Origin of the sequence: Pseudomonas sp. SWRI18 (assembly GCF_014268345.1) — a bacterium.
In the GTDB taxonomy this organism is placed as follows: Bacteria; Pseudomonadota; Gammaproteobacteria; order Pseudomonadales; family Pseudomonadaceae; genus Aquipseudomonas; species Aquipseudomonas cedrina.
The window spans coordinates 126,604-147,813 of record NZ_JACCQQ010000003.1; the positions used below are offsets into that span (position 1 = coordinate 126,604).

At 59.2% G+C, this 21,210-nt stretch carries 17 protein-coding genes; 3 read left to right on the forward strand and 14 right to left on the reverse strand.

All coding sequences use genetic code 11. The annotated features are described in order from the left end of the window. Positions 1 to 97: 97 nt before the first annotated feature. The 5 genes from H0Z09_RS05395 to H0Z09_RS05415 form a co-directional block, all read right to left on the reverse strand. Positions 98 to 1,261, reverse strand: a complete 1,164-nt coding sequence (locus H0Z09_RS05395; protein WP_186688214.1) for a type III PLP-dependent enzyme — start codon at positions 1,259 to 1,261, stop codon at positions 98 to 100. 475 nt (positions 1,262 to 1,736) lie between these two features. After that, on the reverse strand, positions 1,737 to 2,894 hold the full coding sequence (locus H0Z09_RS05400) for an ABC transporter ATP-binding protein (RefSeq protein ID WP_181080583.1): 1,158 nt from the start codon (positions 2,892 to 2,894) through the stop codon (positions 1,737 to 1,739). Beyond that, positions 2,891 to 3,544 carry an ABC transporter permease gene (locus H0Z09_RS05405; protein WP_038443408.1) on the reverse strand — a complete coding sequence of 218 codons (654 nt, stop codon included), beginning with the start codon at positions 3,542 to 3,544 and terminating at the stop codon, positions 2,891 to 2,893. The genes H0Z09_RS05400 and H0Z09_RS05405 overlap by 4 nt, the downstream gene beginning before the upstream one ends. Before the next feature lie 11 nt (positions 3,545 to 3,555). Then, a complete protein-coding gene (locus H0Z09_RS05410; protein ID WP_186688216.1) occupies positions 3,556 to 4,452 on the reverse strand; it encodes a glycine betaine ABC transporter substrate-binding protein in 897 nt (298 codons plus the stop codon). 20 nt (positions 4,453 to 4,472) lie between these two features. Further along, the gene (locus H0Z09_RS05415; RefSeq protein WP_178114967.1) at positions 4,473 to 5,162 is read right to left on the reverse strand and encodes an ABC transporter permease; all 690 of its coding nucleotides are present in this window, start codon (positions 5,160 to 5,162) and stop codon (positions 4,473 to 4,475) included. A gap of 359 nt (positions 5,163 to 5,521) precedes the next feature. Here H0Z09_RS05415 and H0Z09_RS05420 point away from each other — a divergent pair, with 359 nt between their 5' ends. From H0Z09_RS05420 to H0Z09_RS05430, 3 genes are all read left to right on the forward strand, one after another. Further along, positions 5,522 to 7,105 carry a peptide chain release factor 3 gene (locus H0Z09_RS05420; protein ID WP_049710031.1) on the forward strand — a complete coding sequence of 528 codons (1,584 nt, stop codon included), beginning with the start codon at positions 5,522 to 5,524 and terminating at the stop codon, positions 7,103 to 7,105. A gap of 255 nt (positions 7,106 to 7,360) precedes the next feature. After that, positions 7,361 to 7,780 carry a hypothetical protein gene (locus H0Z09_RS05425; RefSeq protein WP_186688218.1) on the forward strand — a complete coding sequence of 140 codons (420 nt, stop codon included), beginning with the start codon at positions 7,361 to 7,363 and terminating at the stop codon, positions 7,778 to 7,780. A 395-nt stretch (positions 7,781 to 8,175) separates the two neighbouring features. Beyond that, positions 8,176 to 8,421, forward strand: a complete 246-nt coding sequence (locus tag H0Z09_RS05430; RefSeq protein ID WP_186688221.1) for a hypothetical protein — start codon at positions 8,176 to 8,178, stop codon at positions 8,419 to 8,421. Between the two features lie 112 nt (positions 8,422 to 8,533). On the opposite strand, the gene H0Z09_RS05435 is transcribed toward H0Z09_RS05430, so the two are convergent. The 9 genes from H0Z09_RS05435 to H0Z09_RS05475 form a co-directional block, all read right to left on the reverse strand. Beyond that, a complete protein-coding gene (locus H0Z09_RS05435) occupies positions 8,534 to 9,505 on the reverse strand; it encodes a peptide ABC transporter ATP-binding protein (RefSeq protein ID WP_186688223.1) in 972 nt (323 codons plus the stop codon). Then, positions 9,505 to 10,473: an oligopeptide/dipeptide ABC transporter ATP-binding protein gene (locus H0Z09_RS05440; RefSeq protein WP_186688232.1), complete on the reverse strand. Its 969-nt coding sequence runs from the start codon at positions 10,471 to 10,473 to the stop codon at positions 9,505 to 9,507. The genes H0Z09_RS05435 and H0Z09_RS05440 overlap by 1 nt, the downstream gene beginning before the upstream one ends. A 10-nt stretch (positions 10,474 to 10,483) precedes the next feature. After that, complete coding sequence (locus H0Z09_RS05445) at positions 10,484 to 11,395, reverse strand: ABC transporter permease subunit (RefSeq protein WP_099494034.1); 912 nt, start codon at positions 11,393 to 11,395, stop codon at positions 10,484 to 10,486. A gap of 10 nt (positions 11,396 to 11,405) precedes the next feature. After that, positions 11,406 to 12,416, reverse strand: a complete 1,011-nt coding sequence (locus H0Z09_RS05450; RefSeq protein WP_003171721.1) for an ABC transporter permease subunit — start codon at positions 12,414 to 12,416, stop codon at positions 11,406 to 11,408. 76 nt (positions 12,417 to 12,492) lie between these two features. Next, on the reverse strand, positions 12,493 to 14,091 hold the full coding sequence (locus H0Z09_RS05455) for an ABC transporter substrate-binding protein (protein WP_076951132.1): 1,599 nt from the start codon (positions 14,089 to 14,091) through the stop codon (positions 12,493 to 12,495). An 81-nt stretch (positions 14,092 to 14,172) separates the two neighbouring features. Further along, positions 14,173 to 15,570, reverse strand: a complete 1,398-nt coding sequence (locus H0Z09_RS05460) for an OprD family porin (protein WP_186688235.1) — start codon at positions 15,568 to 15,570, stop codon at positions 14,173 to 14,175. Between the two features lie 171 nt (positions 15,571 to 15,741). Next, on the reverse strand, positions 15,742 to 17,346 hold the full coding sequence (locus H0Z09_RS05465) for an ABC transporter substrate-binding protein (protein WP_186688237.1): 1,605 nt from the start codon (positions 17,344 to 17,346) through the stop codon (positions 15,742 to 15,744). Between the two features lie 305 nt (positions 17,347 to 17,651). Then, positions 17,652 to 19,280 (reverse strand): ABC transporter substrate-binding protein, encoded by a 1,629-nt coding sequence (locus H0Z09_RS05470; protein WP_186688239.1) that lies wholly within the window; start codon positions 19,278 to 19,280, stop codon positions 17,652 to 17,654. A gap of 258 nt (positions 19,281 to 19,538) precedes the next feature. Beyond that, a complete protein-coding gene (locus H0Z09_RS05475; RefSeq protein ID WP_186688241.1) occupies positions 19,539 to 21,140 on the reverse strand; it encodes an ABC transporter substrate-binding protein in 1,602 nt (533 codons plus the stop codon). Positions 21,141 to 21,210: the final 70 nt, after the last annotated feature.

The window sequence follows — 21,210 nt, forward strand, 5'->3', positions numbered from 1 at the left end:
GGACAGGGCGCGCATTATGCCGTGCCTTGTCGAGAAACATTCCTTTTAAGCACAAAAAAGCCCACGACAGGTCGTGGGCTTTTGCTTGCCGCTGCGTTTATACGTAAAACGATTTCAATGGCGGAAAGCCATTGAACTCAACCGCGCTGTAGCTGGTGGTGTACGCGCCGGTCGACAGCCAGTACAAGCGGTCACCGATCGCCAGGTTCAGCGGCAGGCCGTACTTGTAGTTTTCGTACATGATGTCGGCGCTGTCGCAGGTAGGACCGGCGATGACCACTTCTTCCATCTCGCCTTTCTTCTCGGTCCAGATCGGGAACTTGATGGCTTCGTCCATGGTTTCGATCAGGCCGGAGAACTTGCCCACGTCCGTGTATACCCAACGCTCGACGGCGGTACGCGACTTGCGCGCCACCAGCACCACTTCGCTGACCAGGATGCCGGCGTTGGCGATCAACGAACGGCCCGGCTCCAGGATGATTTCCGGCAGGTCGTCGCCGAAGTCTTCCTTGAGGAAACGAATGATTTCTTGCGCGTAGGTTTCCAGGCTGTTGGTGCGGGTGATGTAGTTGGCCGGGAAGCCGCCGCCCATGTTGATCAGCTTGAGGTGGATGTTGTCTTCTTCCTTCAAGCGTTCGAAGATCACTTTGACCTTGGCGATCGCCGCGTCCCACACGCTGATGTCGCGCTGTTGCGAACCGACGTGGAACGAGATGCCGTAAGGCACCAGGCCCAGGTCACGGGCCAGGATCAGCAGGTCCATGGCCATGTCGGTCTGGCAGCCGAACTTGCGCGACAGCGGCCAATCAGCCGTGGTCGAGCCTTCGGTGAGGATGCGCACATACACTTTCGAACCCGGCGCGGCCTTGGCGATATTGCGCAGGTCGGCTTCGGAATCGGTGGAGAACAGGCGCACGCCTTTCTCGTAGAAGTAGCGGATGTCCTTGGATTTTTTGATGGTGTTGCCGTAGCTGATACGGTCGGCGCTGACGCCACGGTCTATGACCTTGTCCAGCTCGTAGATCGAGGCGATGTCGAAGCTCGAGCCTTTATCCTTGAGCAGGTCGATGATCTCGACGGCAGGGTTGGCCTTGACCGCGTAGTAGACTTTGGCGAATTCGAAACCGGCGCGCAGGTCATCGTAGGCCTGGCTGATCATCGCGGTGTCGATCACCACGAACGGGGTTTCCTGTTTGTCGGCGAACGCCTTCATTTTGTCAAAGGTGGCGCGCGCGAAATAATCTTCGACGTTGATCGACATGCTGGAGACTCCTAAGGGCAAACTGAAATTAGCAATGGGTGCAAATGAACGTCCTCCGTATCCCCACTTTGGTTCGCCTACTTCCCAAGGCATGTCGCCGAAAGCAAAAAGGCCATGGGAATGACTGCTTCCCTTGGCCTTGCTGTCTCGTCGTCAGTACTTGAGCCGGATGGATCGTTTCCAGCATGGACGTTCGGCGCGAACTTTAGGGCTTGATGGGCGTGGGATCAACTAAAAATGTCGCGTTTTTGCACGCGTTCGTCGCGCGACCGCGTGCAGCTACTTATGTAACCGACCGGTGTGACGGAATGATGTTCCCCGGATGGGGAGATTTGAGGTGTTTCAGACCCAGTGAAGATCCAATGTGGGAGCGGGCTTGCTCGCGAATGCGGTGCACCAGTCAACCTATCTGGCGACTGACACTCTGCATTCGCGAGCAAGCCCGCTCCCACAGTTTTAACCGAGTGGTGTCATATCAAGCCAGGGCCGTCTCGGCAGGGGAGACAATGCTGGTCTTGCCCCCACGGGACTTACCAGAGCTCAAGTACTCGGCAATCGACTCCTGAGTCACCTCACCCAAAAACACCCGCTCCGCATCCATCACCGGCAACCACGAACGGTTGAACTCATACATGCGCGACAGCAGGATGCGCAAATGTTCGTCATACGCCGCCGTGGCGTTGAACTCGCGCAGGTACTGGCCGCACGTACCGGTCTGACGGTGCAGGTCGCGACGTCGTACGTAACCCAGCGCCTTGTTCTCGGCACAGGTGACCACCACGTAGCGACGGTCCAGTTCGTCCATCAGTTCCAGCGCTTCGGCCACCGGGGTTTCCGGGCTCACCGACGGCGCATTGTCCGCCGCGTCTTCGGCCTTCACCAGCAACAGGCGCTTGAGGGTGCTGTCCTGGCCCACGAAGTTGCTGACGAATTCATCGGCCGGATGCGCCAGCAGGGTGTCCGGATGATCGATCTGCAGCAGCTTGCCGGCGCGGAAGATCGCGATCTTGTCACCCAGCTTGATGGCTTCGTCGATGTCGTGGCTGACCATGATCACGGTCTTGTTCAGCGCGCGTTGCATCTCAAAGAACTCGTTCTGGATCATTTCGCGGTTGATCGGGTCGACCGCGCCGAACGGTTCGTCCATCAGCAGCAGCGGTGCATCCGCCGCCAGCGCACGGATCACGCCGATCCGCTGCTGCTGGCCGCCGGACAATTCACGCGGATAGCGATGCAGGTACTGCTTGGGTTCCAGCTTGATCATGCTCATCAACTCGCGGGCGCGGTCGTGGCATTTCTGCTTGTCCCAGCCCAGCAACTTGGGCACGACCACGATGTTTTCCTCGATGGTCATGTTGGGGAACAGGCCGATCTGCTGGATCACGTAGCCGATGTTGCGACGCAGGGTCACTTCGTCGAGGTCGGTGGTGTCTTCGCCGTTGATCAGGATCTTGCCCGAGGTCGGCTTGATCAGGCGGTTGATCATTTTCAGCGTGGTGCTCTTGCCGCAGCCCGAAGGCCCCAGGAATACGCAAATTTCGCCTTCGTTGACGGTCAGGCTTACGTCGTTGACGGCGGACACAGTCTTGCCGTTGCTTTGAAACGTCTTGGTCAGGTTTTGAAGTTCGATCATTTGAGCAATCCTTTTGGAGTCAGCGAGCGTTGTAGCCATTGCAAGAGCAGGTCGGCGAAGATGGCCAGGAGACTGACCAGCACGGCGCCGACGATCAGCATCGACATGTCGCTGCGGCTGATGGAAGCCAGAATAAGTACACCCAGGCCACCGGCACCGATGGTGGCGGCGATGGTCATTACACCAATGTTCATCACCACGGCGGTGCGCACACCGGCAAGGATCACCGGCACCGCAATCGGCAGCTCGACCATGCGCAGGCGCTGGCCGAAGGTCATGCCGATGCCTTTGGCGGCTTCGCGAATACCCGGCTCCACGCCGGTGAGGGCCAGGTAGGTGTTACGCATGATCGGCAGCAGCGAGTAGAGGAACACGGCGGTGATCGCCGGCATCGGCCCCAGGCCCTGGCCGAACTTGGAGTAGAACGGCAGCAGCAGGCCGAACAGGGCGATGGAGGGTACCGTCAGCAACACCGTGGCGCTGGCTTGCAGCGGGCCGGCCAGAGTCGGGAAGCGGGTCATCAACACGCCCAGGGGCACGCCTGCGACGATTGCCAGGATGACCGCAATGCCGACCAGCGTAATGTGCTGCCAGGTCAGGTGCAGGACTTGGGCCCAATCAAGATGGGAAAAGGCGTTCAGAAATTCCATGTCTTTTCCTCTTATTGATTGATCGGATGCTGGCGCAGGAAATCGGCGGCAACAGCGGACGGGCTTTCGTGGTTGACGTCGACCCGCGCATTCAGCTCGCGCATGGTGGTGTCGTCGAACAGATCGGCCAGCGGCTTGAGTTCAGCCGCCAGTTGCGGATGCTGGTCGAGATACGCCTGGCGGATCACCGGCGCGGCGGTGTAGTCCGGGAAGTAGTGCTTGTCGTCTTCCAGCAGCTTCAGTTTGAAGGCGTTCAGGCGACCGTCGGTGGTGTAGACCAGGCCGGCAAACACCTGGCCGTTACGCAGCGCGGTGTAGACCAGCCCCGCGTCCATCTGCCGGGTGTTTTTGCGGGTCAGGTTCATGTCGTACAGCTTGACCATGCCGCCCATGCCGTCGGAACGGTTGGCGAACTCGGTGTCCAGGGCGACCAGGCGCGTGCCCTTGGTTTTTTCCGCCAGGGCTTGGGTCAGGTCGCTGATGCTGTTGATGTGCGGAAATTCCTTGGCCACGTTGTCGGGCAAGGCCAGGGCGTAGGTGTTGCTGAAGCGCGACGGCGAGAGCCAGACCAGGCCTTTTTTCGCATCGAGTTCTTTCACCCGTGCGTAGGACTGTTCGCTGTCGAGTTTCTCGTCGATATGGTTGTAGGCCACCAGAGAAACCCCGGTGTATTCCCACAGCAGGTCCAATTGCCCGCTTTCCTGGGCGCTACGCGCCAGGTTGCTGCCCAGGCCGCCGGTTATCTGGGCGTCATAGCCCTTGGTGCGCAGGTACTGGGACGTGATCTCGGCCAGCAGGGTCTGTTCGGTGAACACCCGCGCGCCGATGCGGATCACCGGTTTTTCAGCGGCGTGCGCGATGCCTGCAAACAGCAGGACGCAGCCTAATATCAAACTTAATTTTTTCATGTGAATTCCTTTGCAGGGCGTTAAGACGCACGCAACCCGCGTTCCAGCCAGAGGCGGCTGGCCAGGGTCACCAGACCGTCAAGCAACAAGGCGAGCAGCGCGGTGCACGCGGCGCCGAGCAGCAATTGCGGCTGGTTGTTCAGGGCGATGCCGGGGAAGATCAGGCTGCCCAGGCTGTTGGCGCCAATCAGGAACGCCAGCGGCGCGGTCCCGACGTTGATCGCCAGGGCCACGCGCACGCCGCCGATGATGATCGGCACGGCGTTGGGCAGTTCCACGCGCAACAGCACCTGGCGCGGCGTCATGCCGATGCCGGTGGCGGCTTCTTTCAGGGAACCCTGGACGTTTTTCAGGCCTTCGTAGGTGTTACGTACGATGGGCAGGAGGGAAGCGAGGAACAGCGCGAAGATCGCCGGGCCGCTGCCGATGCCGAGGACACCGAGGGCAATGGCCAGTACGGCCAGGGGAGGAATCGTGTTGCCGATGTTGAAGATCTGCATGAAGCGTTCTGCGCGTCCGACCATGTTCGGCCGGCTGAGCAGGATACCGGCGGGGATGCCCACAACGAGGGCCGCCAGCATGGAGACAAGAACGAGGATCAGATGAGCTTGCAGGTAAAACACTAAATCGTCGCGGTACAGTTCGATCGTATTGATGCCGATCCAGTGGACCAGCAGGGCCAGGAGCGCGACGACAACCGCGCCTCCCATAAGCCCTTTGCCATAGCGAATAGCCACAGGCGGACTCCTTTTTTCTTCTGTCGACGAACACATTCGCGCGTGGCATGCCATGGCTGGCTGTCAGCGGAATAGGGTCGCGAAATGCAGCTCGCCAATGCCGTCAAAAGCGGCATGAGTTCGAGCCATAAGCGCTGCCTCGTCAGGCTAACTTGCTGATTTTTCAGCCCCTGGTACGAGTGCGTTGGCAGGGGAATGGACGTCTCCACCTTTTAAAAGGTTCCACACTTGGCCGCATTTAGCCACCCCCAAACGGGTGAACGGTGGTCCGGCACGCCCGGTTTGCGCTATACTCGCCGCCCTTTTTTGACTCACCTGCCAGGCGATTTCCCATGACCCACCAGGCCGCCGAAGTCGCGAAACGCCGCACTTTCGCCATTATTTCCCACCCCGATGCCGGTAAAACCACCATCACCGAGAAGCTGTTGCTGATGGGCAAGGCGATCGCGGTGGCCGGCACGGTGAAGTCGCGCAAATCCGACCGCCATGCCACCTCCGACTGGATGGAGATGGAAAAACAACGGGGTATTTCCATTACCACGTCGGTCATGCAGTTCCCGTATCGCGACCACATGGTCAACCTGCTCGACACCCCGGGCCACGAAGACTTCTCCGAAGACACCTACCGCACCCTGACCGCGGTGGACTCGGCGCTGATGGTTCTGGACGGCGGTAAAGGCGTCGAGCCACGCACCATCGCCTTGATGGACGTGTGCCGGCTGCGTGACACGCCCATCGTCAGTTTCATCAACAAACTCGACCGCGACATCCGCGACCCGATCGAGCTGCTGGATGAAATCGAAGCCGTCCTGAAGATCAAGGCCGCGCCGATCACCTGGCCGATCGGTTGCTACCGCGATTTCAAGGGCGTGTACCACCTGGCCGACGACTACATCATTGTCTACACCGCCGGCCATGGCCACGAACGCACCGATGTGAAAATCATCGAAAAGCTCGACTCCGACGAAGCCCGCGCCCACCTGGGTGACGAGTACGACCGCTTCGTCGACCAGTTGGAACTGGTGCAGGGTGCCTGCCATGAATTCAACCAGCAGGAATTCCTCGACGGTCAGTTGACCCCGGTGTTCTTCGGCACTGCATTGGGCAACTTCGGCGTCGACCACGTGCTCGACGCCGTGGTGGATTGGGCACCCAAGCCCTTGGCCCGTGTGGCCAACGAGCGCACCGTCGAGCCGGTTGAAGAGAAATTCACCGGTTTTGTGTTCAAGATCCAGGCGAACATGGACCCCAAGCACCGCGACCGCATCGCTTTCATGCGCATCTGCTCCGGCCGCTACGAAAAAGGCATGAAGATGCGCCATGTGCGCACCGGCAAGGACGTGCGCATCGGCGACGCCCTGACGTTCTTCTCCTCCGAGCGTGAACAACTCGAAGAGGCCTACGCCGGCGACATCATCGGCCTGCACAACCACGGCACCATCCAGATCGGCGACACCTTCACCGAAGGCGAAGCGCTGGGCTTCACCGGTATCCCGCACTTCGCCCCGGAACTGTTCCGCCGCGTGCGCCTGCGTGACCCGCTCAAGTCCAAGCAACTGCGCCAAGGCTTACAGCAACTGGCGGAGGAGGGCGCTACCCAGGTGTTCTTCCCCGAGCGCAGCAACGACATCATCCTCGGCGCCGTCGGCGTGCTGCAGTTCGATGTGGTCGCCAGCCGCCTGAAAGAGGAATACAAGGTCGAATGCTCCTACGAGCCCATCACCGTGTACTCCGCGCGCTGGATCGATTGCAGCGATAAGAAGAAGCTGGAAGAGTTCTCCAACAAGGCCGTGGAAAACCTGGCGATCGACGGCGGTGGGCACCTGACCTACCTGGCGCCGACGCGGGTGAACCTGGCGCTGATGGAAGAGCGTTGGCCGGATGTGAAATTCCGCGCGACGCGTGAGCACCATTGATTAGGCCTCTAATCTTGAGCAACTAACTAAAAACCCTAAAGATTTATCTTTAGGGTTTTTTTTTGACTTCGTAAGCGGCTAAAAATCAACTGTGAAGTTTGACAGTAGATTTTTATGGTGTTCGGCCGTTAGATAGGCAGGAAGGTCGTGAGGCCTACCGCCAGTGCTTATAAGTAGAAGTCCAATAGCATGTTTTGGTTTGGGATTTGAAGGTGCGGATCTTTATATCAGGTTACCTAGCATGGAGATGGGATCATGGTTAGTCATGAGGACGAACAGGTACAGAATGCTATTGGGCATTTTGAATATCGTTTTGAAGACGGGGGGCTTGTAACCCCGCCGTATATGTACGTATATCTTGAAGAGGGGCCGCAACCGATCCCACCGATTTTTAAAGGTCGGGACACTCAAAGCGGTATTCGTGAAACGGGCTTTACCTTTGTATTCGACTCGAATGATTTTTGGGGTGTCAATATTCCTGTCGGTCAGGGATTTCGTGTGCAGCATTTTGTGATGGGGGGCAGTACTGAAATTACCTTCGGTTTTGTTACTGGAATGATAAATCCTTCAGAGAAAGCCGGATTTTTTAAGTTTGATCTCAATGTGGATGTTCAGGGATCGATGAGACGCGTCGAAGGGTTCTTCATATTGAAGCAAAACATTACCGCATTATAGTCTCTAAAGGTTCTCTCGCCTGGCTCCAGCATTGTGCAATCAGTGATAATAAAAGGTGAGCATCATTAAGATCTTAGCGATTGAGAGAAGGGCGAAGCTGTGATGGCTTCGCCCTTTTTGTTGGCTTTGAAATAATGTGGGAGGGGGCTTGCCCTAATGCTGATCAGTTAAGCGAACGCAATGCTTAAAGCAACGAAGATCAAATGTGGGAGCGGGCTTAACTGACTGGCATTAGGGCTTGCCCCCGATGGCGGTCTATCAGTGACATGTAACGTCCTGACCCACTGCTATCGGGGGCAAGCCCCCTCCCACATTCTGATCTCTGTAAGGCTGGGAATTGGCGAGAACCCTGCATCGGGTCTAGCTTTCACACACTGACTGCGAAGGAGTCCACCGTGCGAAATGTTCGATACGTTATTTGTTTGATGCTATTGGCAGGCCCAGGGCTGACAACGCTGCCGGCACTGGCCGGCGATGGCACCCCCCAATGGAAGGACACCGGCCCCGTCACCAAAAAAAAGGCCAACGAAGTCAACTCCGGCAGTTGGAAACCACAGCCCCAGCCCACAGATGTCAGGGATCCGGAAAACCCCGTCAACGAAGGGGAAGACAGTGAGACCTTTGACGACGGCGAAACCTGAGACGCGGCGCGCACCCAAAAAAGAAGCCCCTCCCGCCAGGCTGATGCGCAACCTGACGGGAAGGGCTGTAGAACGCTGTATTACGCAATGCCCCTGTGGGAACAGTGTTGCTTCAGGCGACGAATTGCTCCGCGTAGTGGCACGCCACCTGGCGGTTATCCAACGGCCGCAACTGCGGTTCCTCGGTGCTGCACCGCGCCGTCGCATACGGGCAGCGCTTATGAAACGCGCAACCCGATGGCGGGTTCAATGGGTTGGGCAGTTCGCCGACGATTTTGATCTTCGGCTTGTTCGGATCCGGATGAATGGTCGGGGTGGCCGACAGCAGCGCCTGGGTGTACGGGTGCAGCGGGCGGGCGTAGATGTCTGCCTTGGGGCCGACTTCCACCGGGCGGCCGAGGTACATCACCATCACGTCATCGGCCACATGCTGCACCACGGCCAGGTTGTGGGAGATGAACACGTAGGCGGTGTTGAACTCCTGCTGCAGGTCCATGAACAGGTTGAGTACCTGGGCCTGGATCGATACGTCGAGCGCCGAGGTCGGTTCATCGGCCACCAGCACCTTGGGTTGCAGCATCATCGCGCGGGCCAGGGCGATACGCTGGCGCTGGCCGCCGGAGAACATGTGCGGGTAGCGCTGGTAATGCTCGGGGCGCAGGCCCACTTGCTTCATCATCGCCTGCACTTTCTCGCGGCGCTCGGCGGCGGACAGGTTGGTGTTGATCAGCAGCGGCTCGCCGAGCTGGTCACCGACTTTCTGCCGTGGGTTCAACGAGGCATACGGGCTCTGGAACACCATCTGCACGTCTTTGCGCAATTGCTTGCGCTGGGCCTTGTCGGCGCCGGCGACTTCCTGGCCGGCGATTTTCAGCGAGCCCGAAGACGGCTCTTCGATCAGCGTCAGCGCACGGGCCAGGGTGGACTTGCCGCAACCCGACTCGCCGACCACGGCGAGGGTCTTGCCGGCTTCCAGTTCAAACGACACACCATTGAGCGCGCGTACCAGCGCATGGCCCTTGAACAGGCCACGGGACACTTCGTAGTGCCGGGTCAGGTCGCGGGCGGTAAGAACGACGGCCATTACGCCACCTCCTGGTTCAAGGGGTAGAAGCAGCGCGCCAGGCTGTTGGTTTTCGGATCAAGCGCTGGGCGCTCGCTGCGGCAGTTGTCGCGTACGTACGGGCAACGCGGCGACAGCAGGCAGCCTTGCGGGCGGTCGTAACGGCCGGGCACGATGCCCGGCAGCGTGGCCAGGCGTGTGGCGCCGAGGCTGTGCTCGGGAATCGCCTTGAGCAACGCTTCGCTGTACGGGTGCGCCGGGATGTCGAACAACTGCGGCACCTGGCCGACTTCCACCGCTTGGCCGGCGTACATCACGCACACGCGCTGGGCAGTTTCCGCCACGACTGCGAGGTCGTGGGTGATCAGCACCAGGCCCATGTTCTGTTCTTTCTGCAGGGCCAGCAGCAGTTCCATGATCTGCGCCTGGATGGTCACGTCCAGGGCGGTGGTCGGTTCGTCGGCGATCAGCAGCTTCGGCTCGCCGGCAATCGCCATGGCGATTGCCACACGCTGGCTCATACCGCCGGACAGTTGATGCGGATAAGCGTCCATACGGCTGGCAGCGCCCGGGATCTCGACTTTTTCCAGCAACTCGATGGCACGCTTGCGCGCTTGCTTGCCGGACATTTTCAGGTGCAGGCGCAGCACTTCTTCGATCTGGAAACCCACGGTGTAGCTGGGGTTCAGCGCGGTCATCGGGTCCTGGAACACCATTGCCAGGTCTTTGCCGACGATCTGGCGGCGCTGGCGGTTACTCAGCTTGAGCATGTCCTTGCCGTCGAAGTTCAGCGCGTCGGCGGTGACGATGCCGGGGTGCTCGATCAGGCCCATCAGCGCCATCATGGTCACGGATTTACCCGAGCCCGACTCGCCAACGATCGCCAGGACTTCGCCTTTGTCGACCGAAATGTCGAGGCCATCGACCACCGGCACGGCAGTCTTGTCGCCGAAGCGCACGTTGAGATTCTTGATTTCTAACAGTGACATGGGAATCTCCTCAGGCGGCGTTCTTGAGTTTCGGGTCGAGCGCATCGCGCAAGCCGTCGCCCATCAAGTTGATTGCCAGCACGCTGAGCAAAATGGTCAGACCCGGCAGGCTCACCACCCACCAGGCGCGTTCGATGTAGTCACGGGCCGAAGCCAGCATGGTGCCCCACTCAGGGGTTGGCGGTTGTACGCCAAGGCCCAGGAAGCCCAGGGCCGCGGCGTCGAGGATCGCCGAAGAGAAACTCAGGGTGGCCTGGACGATCAGCGGCGCCATGCAGTTAGGCAGCACGGTGATGAACATCAGGCGCGGCAACCCGGCGCCGGCAAGGCGGGCGGCGGTCACGTAGTCACGATTCAGTTCGCCCATCACCGCGGCGCGGGTCAGGCGCACGTAGGACGGCAACGACACGATGGCGATGGCGATCACGGTGTTGATCAGGCCAGGGCCGAGAATCGCGACAATGGCCACGGCCAGCAGCAGCGAGGGCAGGGCCAGCATGATGTCCATCAAACGCATGATGGTCGGGCCGAGCAAACGCGGGAAGAACCCGGCGAACAGGCCCAGCAGGATGCCCGGGATCAGCGACATCACCACCGACGACAAACCGATCAGCAGCGACAGGCGCGAACCCTGGATCAGGCGCGAGAGCAAGTCACGGCCCAGTTCGTCGGTACCCAACAGGAACTGGATCTGCCCGCCCTCCAGCCAGGCCGGCGGGGTCAGCAGGAAGTCGCGGTACTGCTCGCTCGGGTTATGCGGTGCAACCCACGGCGCGAAGATCGCGCAGAACACGATCAGCAACATGAACAACAGGCCGGCAACCGCGCCTTTGTTCTTGGAGAAGGCTTGCCAGAATTCTTTGTACGGGGACGGGTACAGCAGGCTTTGATCGACTGCTGACACTTGAGTAGGTGTGGTCATGGTCATGATCTCAGCGCTGGTGACGGATGCGTGGGTTGGCGAAGCCGTAGAGGATATCCACCACGAAATTCACCAGGATCACCAGGCAGGCGATCAGCAGGATGCCGTTCTGCACCACCGGGTAGTCCCGCGCGCCAATGGCTTCGATCAGCCATTTGCCGATGCCGGGCCAGGAGAAGATGGTCTCGGTCAATACCGCACCGGCCAGCAGCGTGCCGACTTGCAGGCCGACCACGGTCAGTACCGGAATCAGCGCGTTACGCAGGCCGTGCACGAACACCACGCGTGCCGGCGACAGGCCCTTGGCCTTGGCGGTGCGGATGTAGTCTTCGCGCAGCACTTCGAGCATCGACGAGCGGGTCATCCGCGCGATCACCGCCAGCGGGATGGTGCCGAGCACGATGGCCGGCAGGATCAGGTGGTGCAGTGCGTCCCAGAACGCGTCCGGCTCGTCAGCCAGCAGCGTGTCGATCAGCATGAAGCCGGTGCGCGGCTCAATGTCGTAGAGCAGGTCGATGCGCCCGGACACCGGGGTCCAGCCCAGGCTGACCGAGAAGAACATGATCAGGATCAGGCCCCACCAGAAGATCGGCATCGAATAGCCCGCGAGGGAGATGCCCATCACCCCGTGGTCGAACAGGGATCCTCGCTTCAAGGCCGCGATCACCCCGGCCAGCAGGCCCAGGATACCGGCGAACAACAGGGCGGCCATGGACAGTTCCAGGGTCGCCGGGAAGAGGGCGGTGAATTCGGTCCACACGCTGGTACGGGTACGCAGCGATTCGCCAAGGTCGCCCTGGGCGAGCTTGCCGACATAATCCAGGTATTGCGCATACAGCGGCTTGTTAAGGCCAAGGCGCTCCATTGCCTGTGCGTGCATCTCGGGGTCGACGCGGCGTTCGCCCATCATGACTTCTACGGGGTCGCCTGGAATCATGCGTATCAACGCAAACGTCAGCAACGTGATGCCGAAGAACGTGGGGATCAATAACCCCAGTCGGCGGGCAATAAAACTAAACATCTTGTGGTGTACCTCAATCAGCCGGTTAGGCAGGTCCGGCGCCGTCAATAGCGACGGCGCCGAGCGTTTTTCTTATTTACTTCACCTGGGTGGTGGCGAAGTTATTTGTACCCAGAGGGCTTTGGGTGAAGCCTTCTACGTTCTTGCGCATGGCGGTGAACAGTTTCGGGTAAGCCATGGGAAGCCATGGTTGGTCCTTGTCGAAAACGTCCTGTGCCTGTTCATAGAGTGCGGCGCGCTGGCCGGGTTCAGCGATGGCGCGAGCCTTGTCGATCAAGTCTTGAAACTCTTTGTTACACCAGCGTGCGTAGTTTTCGCCGTTTTTCGCTGCATCGCAACTCAGGTTTGGCGTGAGGAAGTTATCCGGGTCGCCGTTATCACCTACCCAGCCGGCCGAAACCATGTCGTGCTCACCGTTTTTAGCACGCTTGAGCATCTCGCCCCATTCCATGACTTTGATATTCACTTTCAGGCCAATCTGCGCCAGATCCGCCTGCATGCGCTGGGCGCCGAGCATCGGGTTCGGGTTGGTCGGGCCGCCGCCGTTACGGGTGAACAGGGTGAACTCGGTGCCTTCCGGTACGCCGGCTTCCTTGAGCAGGGCGCGGGCCTTGTCCAGGTCGCGGGGCGGGTTTTTCAGTTTGTCATTGAAACCCAGCAGGGTCGGCGGATAAGGGCCGGTACCGACCACTGCATTGCCTTTGCCGAACAGGGCTTCGGTATAACCGGCCTTGTCGAACGCGATGTTGATCGCGTGGCGTACCCGCGCATCGCTCATGTATTTGTGGGTGGTGTTCAACGCGGTGTAACTGGTGGTCATCGCCGCCAGTTCATCGACTTTCAGGTTCGGGTCTTTCTTGATGCTTGGAATGTCATCCGGCTTGGGGAACAACGCGATCTGGCATTCGTTGGCCTTGAGCTTCTGCAGGCGCACGTTGTTATCGGTGCTGATCGCCAGGATCAGCGGGTCAACTGCCGGTTTGCCGCGGAAGTAGTCAGGGTTGGCCTTGAACCGAGCCTGGGCGTCTTTTTGATAACGGATGAAGATGAACGGGCCCGTGCCGATGGGCTTGGCGTTGAGGTCATCGGTCTTGCCGGACTTGAGCAACTGGTCGGCGTATTCCTTCGAATGGATTGAAGAAAATGCCATGCCCAGGTCGGCCAGGAACGGTGCTTCAGGACGGGTCAGGGTGAAAACGACGGTGTGATCGTCAGTCTTTTCTACGCTCTTGAGCAGTTCCTTGAAGCCCATGCTTTCGAAGTACGGGTAGCCCACGAGGGACTTTTTATGCCACGGGTGATTCGGGTCCAGCTGGCGCTGGAAACTCCAAAGCACGTCGTCGGCGTTCAGGTTGCGCGTGGGTTTGAAGTAGTCGGTGGTGTGGAACTTGATGTCGTCACGCAGGTGAAAGGTGTAAGTCAGGCCATCGGCGCTGATCTCGGGCAGGGCCTTGGCCAGCGCGGGAACGACTTCGGTGGTGCCGGGCTTGAAGTCCACCAGGCGGTTGAACATGGTTTCAGCAGCGGCGTCAGCGGTCACGGCCGTGGTGTACAGGACCGGGTCAAAACCTTCCGGGCTGGCTTCGGTGCAGACCACCAGTGGTTTGGCCGAAACGCCGATCGCCACGCTCAACAGCGCGGCAGCCATGGCGGCTTGTAGCGGGAGCATTTTCATTCGGAACCCTCTGCAATCGATGGGACCAGTAAAAACGTAGACGGCGGGCTCGTCCTGAGCCCGCCGTTTACCTGGCGCTAATTAAAGAATGTTGAACGGGATGGTGGTGACCAGACGGAACTCTTTGATGTTGCCGTCAGCTTGTTGCGCGCTGGCGCGGTGAGTCACGTAGGTGCCACGGATGGTAGTGGCCTTGAGTGGGCCGCTCTGAATCGCGTAGGACGTACCAACGCCGTATTCCTGGTGTTTCTCGCCGTCCATCAGGCGCAGGTCGCTGCGGCTTTCACCCGCGGTACCGTAGGCGGTACCGTTGTAGTGAGTACCGTCGATGCCCCAGCCGCGAGCCGAGTAAACGTTGAACTTCAGGCCTGGCACACCGTATTCGGCCATGTTGATGCCGTAGGCGATCTGGAAGGACTTCTCGTTCGGGCTGTTGAAGTCAGAGGTCAGGGAGTTGGCCAGGTAGATGCCGTTGGTTTCGTGCAGGTAGTCGAAGTACTCGTCACCGTTCACTTCCTGGTACGAGAAGGTCAGGCTATGAGCCTGGTGGGTCAGACCCAGGGACAACGAGTAAGTATCGTTGTCGATGTTGCCCATCTTCTTGCTGCCGGTGTCGGTGGTCTTGTAGTAGTTCAGGCCAGTGGTCAGTGCCAGGGTCTGTGCATCACCCAATTCGTGGGTGGCACCGAAGTAGTACTGGTTCCAGAAGTCTTCGACGTTAGCCGCGAACACGCTGGTCTTCAGGCTCTTGAACGGCTGGTAGTTGAAGCCCAGGGTTTTGACCTTGTCGGTTTCCTGGCCATTGCCGTACTCGGAACGGAATTTCGACAGGCTTTGTTCGGTACGCGGCGAAACGCGATCGAAGATACCGCCCTGGAACGACAGGTTGCTCAGCTCTTCGCTGTTGAAGCTCACACCCTCGAAGCTCGAAGGCAGGGCACGGTTGCCGATGGTGTCGACGATGCCGCTGCTGAAGTTCTGGCGACCGGCGGTCAAGGTGGTGTTCGAGACACGGAACTTGACGTTGGCCAGGCCAAGCTTGCTCCACTGGTTAACGGCATCGCCGTCGGAGTCGGCCAGGGTACGGTTGGAGCCGTTCTTGATGTCACGCCGGCTGGCATCCAGCACGATGGCGTTGTAGGCGGCAACTTCGGTCGCAACGCCAACGGTGCCTTGGGTAAAGCCTGAGGAATAGTTCAGGATGGTGCCTTGCACCCAGTTCTCGCGGCGCGAGTCCTGAAGGGTTTGATTATGTTTTGTATAGCTGAATTTTTGACCACGGAACCGTTGTTCGCTGGAGTACCAGTTACGCGTGGTACCGCCCAGGCTTTGACCGTCGATAAAGCCCTTGGCCTCGCTTTGCGCGCTGGTGCCGGCCAGTGTGGTCGGAACGAAGTCCTGGCTGGCGGGTTCAGCGTAGGCGGTGGCCGTGATGCTGCTGATGGCCAGGGCCAGAAGCGCTTTGCTGCTCAGTTTCATGTGTGAAGCTCCTTTGGTTCTCTTTTTAATGCCGGTCTTTTTTGGTGATCCGGCTATTGGGTGTGTAACTCTTTTCAAGCTATGCAAACGTTTGCCGTAGGAAAAATCCTAATAAGTGGCTGCACGTTTGCTGGAGAGCCAACGTCGCTCTCCTGCAATCCGGTTATTTTCTTATGGGGTAATGCTGACGCCCGAGAACACGTTGCGGCCGAAGGGGCTTACTTTGAAGCCTTCGACTTTGGCGCTTAACGGCTGGTTGACCGTCGAGTGGGCGACCGGCGTGATCGGCACCTGCTGCTTGAGCAGTTGCTGCGCCTGTTTGTACAGAACGGTCCGTTGTTCGCGGTCGGTGACGACCTTGGCTTGCTTGATCAGCTTGTCGTACGCCGGGTCACACCACATGGAGTAGTTGTTCCCGCCGATGGCGTCGCAGCTGTAGAGGGTGCCCAGCCAGTTGTCCGGGTCGCCATTGTCGCCGGTCCAGCCGATCAGGCTGATATCGTGCTCACCGTTCTTGGTGCGCTTGATGTATTCGCCCCACTCGTAGCTGACGATCTTGACCTTGAGGCCGATCTTGGCCCAGTCGCTTTGCAGCATCTCGGCCATCAGCTTGGCGTTGGGGTTGTACGGACGTTGCACCGGCATCGCCCACAGGGTGATTTCGGTGCCTTCCTTTACGCCGGCAGCCTTGAGCAATTCCTTGGCTTTCTCCGGGTTATAGGCGGCGTCCTTGATGCTGTCGTCATAGGACCACTGCGTCGGCGGCATGGCGTTGACCGCCAGTTGCCCCGCGCCCTGGTACACGGCATTCAGGATGCTCTGCTTGTTCACCGCCATGTCCAGCGCCTGGCGCACTTCGAGCTGGTCGAACGGCTTGTGGCGCACGTTGTAAGCGATATAGCCGAGGTTGAAGCCCGGCTTGGTCAGCAGTTGCAGTTTAGGGTCGGCCTTGAGCGCATCGACGTCAGCCGGGCGCGGATGCAGGGTCACCTGGCATTCGCCGGCCTTGAGTTTTTGCACGCGCACCGATGCGTCGGTGTTGATCGCGAAGATCAACTGGTCGAGCTTGACCCGGCTCGGGTCCCAGTACTGTTTGTTGCCCACGTAACGGATCTGCGAATCTTTCTGATAGCGCTGGAACACGAACGGGCCAGTGCCGATCGGCTTCTGGTTGATGTCGCTCGGCCTGCCGGCCTTGAGCAGCTGCTCGGCGTATTCGGCCGACAGGATCGCAGCAAAGCTCATGGCAATGTTCTGCACGAACGCGGCGTCGACCGTGTTCAGGGTCATGACCACGGTGAGCGGGTCGGTTTTCTCGACCCTGGCGATGTTCTTGTTCAGGCTCATCCCGTTGAAGTACGGAAACTCGGTGGGGTAGGCCTTGCGAAACGGATGGTCGGGGTCAAGCATGCGGTTGAAGGTGAACAGCACATCGTCGGCATTGAAATCCCGCGTTGGCTTGAATTCCTTGTTGCTGTGGAATTTCACCCCTTCGCGCAGGTGAAAGGTGTAGGTCAGGCCGTCGTCGGAAATATCCCATTTGGTTGCCAACCCAGGCACCACATTGGTTGCACCTTTTTCAAACTCGACCAGACGGTTGTACAGCGGCTCGGCCGCATCGTTATCGGTGGCGGTGGTGTATTGCGCCGTATCAAAACCGGCCGGGCTGCCTTCGGAGCAGAACACCAGGCTCTGCTTGTCGGCGGCTTGGCCCATCGTGGCCACAGCCAGCAGGCTGGTGCCGAAAATTGCGGATAGAACGGTGGTATGGCGCATGACGATCCCGATCCTTGTTTGTAGTTGTCATCAGCGAGCAACCGCCCTGGCAAATCGGCCAGGGCGACATCACTGATCCCACACGCAGCAAGTGCCTTTCCGTAGTAGGTGCATCTGCTGTCCTACGACGTTAGGGGTCGAGGACCTGGCAGTAAATGCACTAAATCGGATTGACCTTGTAGGCAACGGAGACACGGATCGCAGTTCGTTGCTGTAGGACGCAACTATTACGAGCGTGGTCTGTTTCCTACGGGCCAGGCGGATGCAATAACGGCGACGTTATGAAACGCCGCCGCCAGGGCTTCTTACTTGCCGCTTACGCTCACGCCGTAAAAGGAGTTCAAGCCAAACGGGCTGATCTTGAAGTCCTGCACGGTAGAGCGCATGGGTTGATACACCGTCGAGTGCGCGATAGGTGTCATCGGGACAGCATCTTTGAGGATATGTTGCGCCTGCTTATACAGCTCGGTGCGTTTGGCGACATCCGATGTGGCCTTGGCTTCTTTCACGATGCCGTCGAATTTCTTGTCGCACCATTTGGAGAAGTTGTTACCCTGCAGCGAGTCGCAGCCGAACAGCACGTTCAGCCAGTTGTCCGGATCACCATTGTCGCCGCTCCAGCCAATGATCATGGCCTGGTTCTCGCCACCTTTGGAGCGCTTGATGTACTCGCCCCACTCGTAGCTGGTGATTTTTACGTTCAGACCGATCTTCTTCCAGTCGTTCTGCAGCATTTCAGCCATCAGCTTGGCGTTCGGGTTGTACGGACGCTGAACCGGCATGGCCCACAGAACGATTTCGGTGCCTTCCTTGATGCCGGCTTCCTTGAGCAGCGCCTTGGCTTTCTCAGGGTCGTACTTGGCATCCTTGATGGTGGTGTCGTACGACCATTGGGTCGGCGGCATGGCGTTGACGGCCAACTGACCGGCGCCCTGGTACACGGAGTCGATGATCTGCTGCTTGTTCACCGACATGTCCAGCGCCTGGCGCACGCGCAGGTCGGCCAGCGGGTTTGGCTGGTCGCTGCCCTTGACCTTGTCCATCACGTTGTAGGCGATGTAGCCCAGGTTGAAACCGGCCTGGTGCGGCAGTTTCAGGTCCTTGTCTTCGCCCAGCGCCTTGAGGTCGGCCGGGCGCGGGAACAGGGTGATCTGGCATTCGTTTTTCTTGAGCTTCTGGATACGCACCGACGGGTCGGTGGTGATGGCGAAGATCAGGTTGTCGATCTTCACGTCCTCAGGTTTCCAGTAGTCCTTGTTGCCGGTGTAGCGAATATTGGAATCTTTCTGGTAGCTCTTGAACACGAACGGACCAGTGCCGATTGGCTTCTGGTTGATGTCGGCAGGTTTGCCTTCCTTCAACAGTTGCGCGGCATATTCAGCCGACTGGATCGACGCGAAGCTCATCGCCAGGTTCTGGATGAAAGCGGCGTCCACGGTGCCAAGGGTGAACTTGACCGTGTTGGCGTCGACTTTCTCGATGTTCTTGATGTTGGTGTCCATCCCCATGTCCGTGAAGTACGGGAACTCGGTGGGGTAGGCTTTGCGGAACGGATCGTCCTTGTTGATCATGCGGTTGAACGTGAACAGCACGTCATCGGCATTGAAGGTACGGGTCGGCTTGAAGTACGGCGTGGTGTGGAACTTGACGCCATCACGCAGGTGGAAGGTGTAGGTCAAGCCATCCGGGGACACGTCCCAGCTGGTGGCCAACCCAGGAATCACGGCGGTGCCGCCGCGCTCGAACTGGGTCAGGCGGTTGAACATGGTTTCGGCCGAGGCATCGAAGTCTGTTCCGGTGGTGTACTGGCCTGGGTCAAAACCGGCCGGGCTCCCTTCGGAGCAGAACACCAGGTTAGTCGCCGCATGGGCGAAAGGGGCTGCGGCCATAAGGCCAGCGCTAACTAAGAGCGGAAGGACTGCGTGTTTAAGCATGTTGGCCTCATGATTTGTTGTCATTTTTGGTGGTGAGGGCGACCTCGTGAGTCGGCCTGCGGATACTTATGCAGGCGCCATACCCATTGCAAGATCTTGAACCGTTGCCGGGGGCAAACAGTGGTACGAACGTACAGGAATGTCGCAATTATGAAAGTTTTGACATATTTGCGCATATTTCGAGGGTTTTTTCGGTGCACGCTTCGCACCAAAAAGTCCCAGCCGAGGCGTCTAGCGCACTCGGTTGGGGCGCGGCTGTTACTTATCTAGACTCACGCCGTAGAACGGCGTCAGCCCAAACGGACTGATCTTGAAGTCCTTGACTTCCTTGCGCAGCGGCTGGAAAACCGTCGAGTTCGCAATAGGCGTTATAGGTACTTGTTCTTTAAGGATTTGCTGCGCCTGTTGATACCACTTGATGCGCTGCTCGCGGTCGTTGCTGACTTTGGCTTGCTGTACGAGCTTGTCGTAGGCCGGGTTACACCATTTAGCGTAATTGCTGCCCTTGACGGCGGCACAACTGTAGAGCACGCCCAGCCAGTTATCCGGGTCGCCGTTGTCGCCGGTCCAGCCGTAAATCATCGCATCGTGCTCGCCGTTTTTGGCGCGCTTGATGTATTCGCCCCACTCATAGCTGACGATGTTGGCCTTGATGCCAATTTTTTCCCAATCCTGCTGGATCATTTGCGCGGACATGCGCGCGTTCGGGTTGGACGCGCGTTGTACCGTCATCGCCCACAGGTTGATGGCGGTACCGGGTGCAACCCCTGCTTCTTTTAGTAGCGCCCGAGCCTTGGTCGGGTCGTGCGGCGCGTCCTTGATGGTCGGGTCATAAGACCACTGCGCAGGCGGCAGGGCGTTCTGCGCCAATTGCCCGGCGCCCTGGTACACGGCCTTGATGATCGCCGGCTTGTCGATCGCCATGTCCAGCGCCTGGCGCACCTTGAGTTGGTCCAGCGGCGGGTGGGTCACGTTGTAGGCCAGAAAGCCCAGGTTGAAACCGGCTTGCTGCAGCACGCGCAGATTCGGGTCCTGCTTCATCACCTCGATATCGGCGGGGCGCGGGTAGCCGCTGACTTGGCATTCGCCGGCCTTGAGCTTCTGCAGGCGCGACGCGGCATCCGGGGTAATGGCGAACACCAGGTTGTCGAGCTTCACATCCTCGGGTTTCCAGTAGCTTTTATTGGCCACGTAGCGGATCTGCGCATCCTTCTGGTAGCGCTTGAACACGAACGGACCGGTGCCCACCGGCTTCTGGTTGATGTCGGCCGCGGTGCCTTGCTTGAGCAATTGCGCGGCGTATTCGGCCGATTGCACCGAGGCGAAGCTCATGGCCAGGTTTTGCACGAATGACGCATCGACGTTATTGAGGTTGAAGCGCACGGTGCGATCGTCGAGTTTGTCGACGCGCTTGATCGTGGTGTTCAAGCCCATGTCGGTGAAATACGGCGACTCGGAGGGGTAGGCCTTGCGAAACGGGCTTTGCGCATCGAGCAGGCGATTGAAGGTGAACAGCACGTCATCGGCGTTGAAATCGCGGGTAGGGGTGAAGTACTCGGTGGTGTGGAACTTGACGCCCTGACGTAGGTGGAACGTATACGCCAGGCCGTCCTCGGACACTTCCCAGCGCGTCGCCAGGCCAGGTTCGACTTCGGTGCCACCGCGCTTGAACTGGGTCAGGCGGTTGAACACGGTTTCGGCGGACGCATCAAAATCGGTGCCGCTGGTGTACTGGCTGGGGTCGAACCCGGCGGGGCTGGCTTCGGAGCAGTAGACCAGGGTGCTGGCCGCCTGGGACAGCGGCATGAAGGCCAGGAGGCCGGCGGCGAGGAGGAGCGGTTTTAAGGCGATTCTTTCCATGGAGACCTCTGTAGTGGCAGGCATATGCAACTGCGCAAACGAAAACGACGGTAACCGAGGTTACCGTCGT

Coding starts and splice junctions, on each gene's coding strand:
- H0Z09_RS05395 (WP_186688214.1), bottom strand. CDS start 1,261: ATGTCGATCAACGTCGAAGATTATTTCGCGCGCGCCACCTTTGACAAA.
- H0Z09_RS05400 (WP_181080583.1), bottom strand. CDS start 2,894: ATGATCGAACTTCAAAACCTGACCAAGACGTTTCAAAGCAACGGCAAG.
- H0Z09_RS05405 (WP_038443408.1), bottom strand. CDS start 3,544: ATGGAATTTCTGAACGCCTTTTCCCATCTTGATTGGGCCCAAGTCCTG.
- H0Z09_RS05410 (WP_186688216.1), bottom strand. CDS start 4,452: ATGAAAAAATTAAGTTTGATATTAGGCTGCGTCCTGCTGTTTGCAGGC.
- H0Z09_RS05415 (WP_178114967.1), bottom strand. CDS start 5,162: ATGGGAGGCGCGGTTGTCGTCGCGCTCCTGGCCCTGCTGGTCCACTGG.
- H0Z09_RS05420 (WP_049710031.1), top strand. CDS start 5,522: ATGACCCACCAGGCCGCCGAAGTCGCGAAACGCCGCACTTTCGCCATT.
- H0Z09_RS05425 (WP_186688218.1), top strand. CDS start 7,361: ATGGTTAGTCATGAGGACGAACAGGTACAGAATGCTATTGGGCATTTT.
- H0Z09_RS05435 (WP_186688223.1), bottom strand. CDS start 9,505: ATGGCCGTCGTTCTTACCGCCCGCGACCTGACCCGGCACTACGAAGTG.
- H0Z09_RS05440 (WP_186688232.1), bottom strand. CDS start 10,473: ATGTCACTGTTAGAAATCAAGAATCTCAACGTGCGCTTCGGCGACAAG.
- H0Z09_RS05445 (WP_099494034.1), bottom strand. CDS start 11,395: ATGACCACACCTACTCAAGTGTCAGCAGTCGATCAAAGCCTGCTGTAC.
- H0Z09_RS05450 (WP_003171721.1), bottom strand. CDS start 12,416: ATGTTTAGTTTTATTGCCCGCCGACTGGGGTTATTGATCCCCACGTTC.
- H0Z09_RS05455 (WP_076951132.1), bottom strand. CDS start 14,091: ATGAAAATGCTCCCGCTACAAGCCGCCATGGCTGCCGCGCTGTTGAGC.
- H0Z09_RS05460 (WP_186688235.1), bottom strand. CDS start 15,570: ATGAAACTGAGCAGCAAAGCGCTTCTGGCCCTGGCCATCAGCAGCATC.
- H0Z09_RS05465 (WP_186688237.1), bottom strand. CDS start 17,346: ATGCGCCATACCACCGTTCTATCCGCAATTTTCGGCACCAGCCTGCTG.
- H0Z09_RS05470 (WP_186688239.1), bottom strand. CDS start 19,280: ATGCTTAAACACGCAGTCCTTCCGCTCTTAGTTAGCGCTGGCCTTATG.
- H0Z09_RS05475 (WP_186688241.1), bottom strand. CDS start 21,140: ATGGAAAGAATCGCCTTAAAACCGCTCCTCCTCGCCGCCGGCCTCCTG.